Source organism: Vicinamibacteria bacterium, from assembly GCA_035620555.1.
Classification (GTDB): domain Bacteria; phylum Acidobacteriota; class Vicinamibacteria; order Marinacidobacterales; family SMYC01; genus DASPGQ01.
This window is the reverse complement of sequence record DASPGQ010000383.1, coordinates 1-4,002: the sequence shown is the minus strand read 5'-3', so window position 1 is coordinate 4,002 and position 4,002 is coordinate 1. Positions and strand designations below refer to the sequence as shown.

Sequence of the window (4,002 nt, the reverse complement as noted above, 5' to 3'; positions counted from 1 at the left end):
CGACGGGAAGCTCGACGTCGATGTTCTTGAGGTTGTGGTGCCGGATTCCCCGAAGTCGAATGGTCATCGGTCGCTCAGTAATCCACTCTCACCAGATGAAGCCCCTTGGCTGGTGCCGTGGGCCCCGCGGCCGTACGGTCGTGAGAGACAAGCAGTTCTTCGATGGATGAGTGTGGCCGCCGGCCCCGGCCGATCTCGAGGAGCGTGCCAACCATGTTTCGTACCATATGCCGCAGGAAACCGTTGCCCGTGACCTCGTAGACTAGCTCGCCTTCCCGGTGGGAGAAAGAGGATGCGGTAACGTGGCGAACCGTCGTCCTGGCGCTGCAAGAGGCTGCGCGGAATCCACCGAAATCGTGCTCTCCGACGAACATCGGGGCCGCATCTTCCAGTGCGGCCCGGTCGAGGGGGTAAGGGTAATGCACCGTGAAGCGGCTTCGGAACGGGAGAGGAATGGCGGCTCGGTCGAGATGGTAGCGGTACGTCTTCCACCGGGCGCTGAAACGGGCGTGAAAGCCGTCCTCCGCGACCGAGACTTCGAGGGCACGAATGTCCGGAGGCAGCTGGGAGTTCAGGCCTTTGACGATTCCCTCGCACGGGATGGGCCGATCGAGCCGGAAGTGGGCCACCTGCCCGAGCGCGTGGACCCCCGCGTCGGTCCGCCCTGCCGCGACGATGCGGACCGGGGTCTTGGCAAGGCGGGCGAGCGCGGACTCGAGCCGTCCCTGGATCGTGTCCGTCCCCGGCTGGACCTGCCATCCGGAATAGGCGGTGCCGTCGTAGGCGAGCGACAGCCGGTAGTTAGGCACGGTCGCATTCTAGTCCGTTTGCCGCACCTCTCTTCGTGTCCCATCGTGGCGATCCCGCTTCCAACAGTCTAGAATGACGGTTTCCGAAGGGGAACCTGGATTCCGCAGCCCACGTACTAGCCTTTACGAGGTCCGTACGATTCCGGGAAGAGGCTCTTCCTTCTCACTCGAGCAACAGAGGAACCGAGATGACACTGAAACACCCCATTTGCACGGCAGCTTTCTGCCTTGCCTCCCTTCTGACCGCGATTTCTGGTCGTGCGCAGGAGAGCGACGAGGCGGTACCGATCGACATCACCCTGCAGCAGGCCATCGAGATGGCCCTCGAGAACAATCTCGATATCGTCGTTTCCCGCCTCGACACGCAGGTCCAGAGCGAGGGAACGGCGTCGGCCCGGGGGGTATACCAGCCGTTGCTCTCGGCCAACTTCAACAACCTCGACAGCCGCTCTCCCGCCCAGTCCCAGCTCGTGGGAGCACAGGTGCTGACGAGCACCCGCACGAACTACAACTTCATCTGGCAACAGGAGCTCTCGACCGGCGGCCGGTACAACGTCTCGTGGCAGAACCTGCGCTCGACGACCAATAGCGCCTTCTCGGGCTTCAATCCTCTCTACGACGCGGCGGTCAGCGGCCAGGTGATCCAGCCCCTGATGCAGAACTTCCGGCTGGATCCCAACAAGCAGCGCATCCTCGTCGCTTCGAACGACGAGCGCATCTCCCGGAATCAGTTCCAGGTGCAAGTCATGGATACCGTGAGCAACGTCGAGTTCGCGTATTGGGACCTGGTGTTCGCCATCCGTGACCTGGAAGTCGCCCGCAAATCCCTGGAGCTTGCACAGGACCTCCTTCGCAACAACCGGATTCAAGTCGAGGTCGGCACCATGGCCCCCATCGACGTTCTGGAGGCGGAGGCCGAGGTCGCGGCTCGTGAGGAAGCGGTCATCCTCGCGGAAGAGTCCATCCGTCTCACCGAGGACATCCTGAAACGGCTGATCAACGATCCGGAGTCAGCGGATTTCTGGGCGAACAGTTACCGACCTGTCGACCAACCGACGAGTGACGAGGTCCGAATCGACGTCGACGAGGCCGTCCGAACCGCGTTCCAGAGGCGACCCGTCCTCGAGCAGTCGCGGGTGGAGCTCGAGACCCGGGACTACAACGTTCGCTACACCCGAAACCAGATGCTCCCCCAGGTGGATCTGGTTGGCTCGGTGGCCTTCAACGGCATCGGCGGGACGCAGCTCCTTCGTCAGGATTTTGCGGAGGACCCTACAGGCGTCATTCCCGGCGGCTACGGGGACGCCGTCGATCAAGTTTTCGGGGGCGACTTTCGCGACTGGTCCGTCGGGCTCAGCGTCTCCTATCCCCTGGGCAACTCGCAGGCGGCCGCGGCGTACGCGCAAGCACAGGTCGCGGCGCGTCAGCAAAGAGCGCTCATCGAATCGAACGAGCTGTTCATCGCCCAGGAGGTCCGTCAGGCGGCCCGCGCCGTCGATACCAACCGCAAGCGTATCGACGCGACCCGTGTGGCACGGGAGCTCGCGGTGCGCCGTCTCGAAGCCGAGCAGAAGAAGTTCGAGGTGGGAATGTCGACGAGCTTCTTCATCGTTCAGTCGCAGCGTGACCTTTCGCAAGCCGCCGCCAACGAGCTGAGGGCCCTCATCGATTACAACAAGGCCATCGCGGCATTCGAGCGGGCCCGAGGGACGATTCTCGATCGGTCCAACATTTCAGTTCGGTGATCATAGAGTTCATCCATAAGAATAAACTCCCCTCGATAACTTGACAGAACGCGTGTGGTCGCGTACGGTTATAGAACCTTGTTGTTGGTTCATCCATCCGCGAAGGGAGTTTGATATGGCAAGGCCCAGCAAGTCCCAGAACCCGGAATTCCTGGCCAGGCGTCGGAAAGCAATCGCCGATCTCGCCGATCGCCGTCGCCGGCTGCAGATTCTTCGTGCATCTGGTATCGCTCTCGGGCGCGGAAACAGCAAGATCGTGACGCGGCTCACTCTCTCGGGCCCCGCTTCACCGCCCCAGACCTGACTCCTCGAGGTCCTCGTTACCTCCGATTTCCAGAAAGTTGCGAGTCGAGGAAGACTAGCATTCGCTCCGCCGCCCAGAAACAACCCGGCGAGCCCGCGGCGCCAACGAAGCCGACGTGCCCGCCCGCGCGGGTGACTTCCAACTCCACCGAGGGCGAGATTCGCCACTTCTCGACGCTCTCTCGGGGTATGAAGGGATCGTCCCGGGAAGCGAGCACCAGTGTGGGGCGCTCGATGGCGACGAGTCCTGGGCCCGCACTCACGCTGCGGTAATAATCTTCCGCGTCACGATACCCTTCGTAGAATGCCGTGATGACCTGGTCGAACTGCCGGAGCGTCGTCACGCCTCGCTCGCGGCCCTTCTGATAGCGCTCGGGCGACAGTCGCTGACGCGAGCGGTACGAGCGCTTGAGCGAGCGCACGAAGCGTAGCGCATACAGGGTGTTCGATCGGCGCTCGAGCGCGTCGGCGCAGGCCGACATGTCGAGCGGCGGGCAGACGGCGGCGAGAGCGATCAGCTCGTCCGGAAGTCTCGAGCGCTCGCGCGCGATCGTCAGGAGCGAGAGACCGGCCCCGAGCGAAAAGCCACCGATGGCGAAACGCTTCACCCGATGGGCAAGCCACTCGACGACTGCCACGAGGTCTGCCGTTTGTCCTGCGTTATAGAGCCGCGGGCAGACTTCGAGTCCATCGCCACATCCCCGCAGATTCATTCTGATCACGTGCCAACCCAATTGGTGTGCGCGCTTGCCAGTCGCGACCATGTAAACGGAGCGATCACAGCCCTCGAGACCGTGCACGAGAAGGAGCGTCGGCCTGTCGCCGCCCCGCGGATGCCAGGAGCATCGCAGAAGCAATCGCACCCCGTCGCCGGCCTCGACGATCGCATCCTCGGTGGGAACGGACCAGCGAAGCCGGGAACGAAGTAGCTGGCCGAAGATCGTCTGCAGGTGCGCGCCGGGCAACAGCCTGTGGGGGAGGAAACCCTCCATCAGCGGGCCTTCGCCACGATCTTCAGATTCCCCCGTTCGCTCGTCTCGAATCGAGCACCGCGGCTGCGAAGCTCGGCCAGAGTCGCTTCGAAATCTCGTTCGCTTCCATAGGCAAGCAGGAGAGCTTTGCAAGAACCGCAGGTGGCGACGTCA

The 4,002-nt window shown here is 63.0% G+C and carries 3 protein-coding genes; 1 reads left to right on the top strand and 2 read right to left on the bottom strand.

What is annotated here, in order from left to right; all coding sequences use genetic code 11:
• Positions 1-74: 74 nt before the first annotated feature.
• Positions 75-809 carry a tRNA pseudouridine(38-40) synthase TruA gene (truA, locus tag VEK15_15595; protein ID HXV62123.1) on the bottom strand — a complete coding sequence of 245 codons (735 nt, stop codon included), beginning with the start codon at positions 807-809 and terminating at the stop codon, positions 75-77.
• A gap of 188 nt (positions 810-997) precedes the next feature.
• On the opposite strand from truA, the gene VEK15_15590 reads away from it, so the two are divergent.
• Entirely contained in the window at positions 998-2,554 is a 1,557-nt protein-coding gene (locus VEK15_15590) for a TolC family protein (protein HXV62122.1), read from the top strand.
• Positions 2,555-2,874: 320 nt separating this feature from the next.
• Here VEK15_15590 and VEK15_15585 read toward each other — a convergent pair whose 3' ends face one another.
• On the bottom strand, positions 2,875-3,849 hold the full coding sequence (locus tag VEK15_15585; GenBank protein ID HXV62121.1) for an alpha/beta fold hydrolase: 975 nt from the start codon (positions 3,847-3,849) through the stop codon (positions 2,875-2,877).
• Positions 3,850-4,002: the final 153 nt, after the last annotated feature.

Excerpts from the sequence above, each read along its gene's own strand:
- VEK15_15590 (HXV62122.1), top strand. The coding sequence starts at position 998 with ATGACACTGAAACACCCCATTTGCACGGCAGCTTTCTGCCTTGCCTCC.
- VEK15_15585 (HXV62121.1), bottom strand. The coding sequence starts at position 3,849 with ATGGAGGGTTTCCTCCCCCACAGGCTGTTGCCCGGCGCGCACCTGCAG.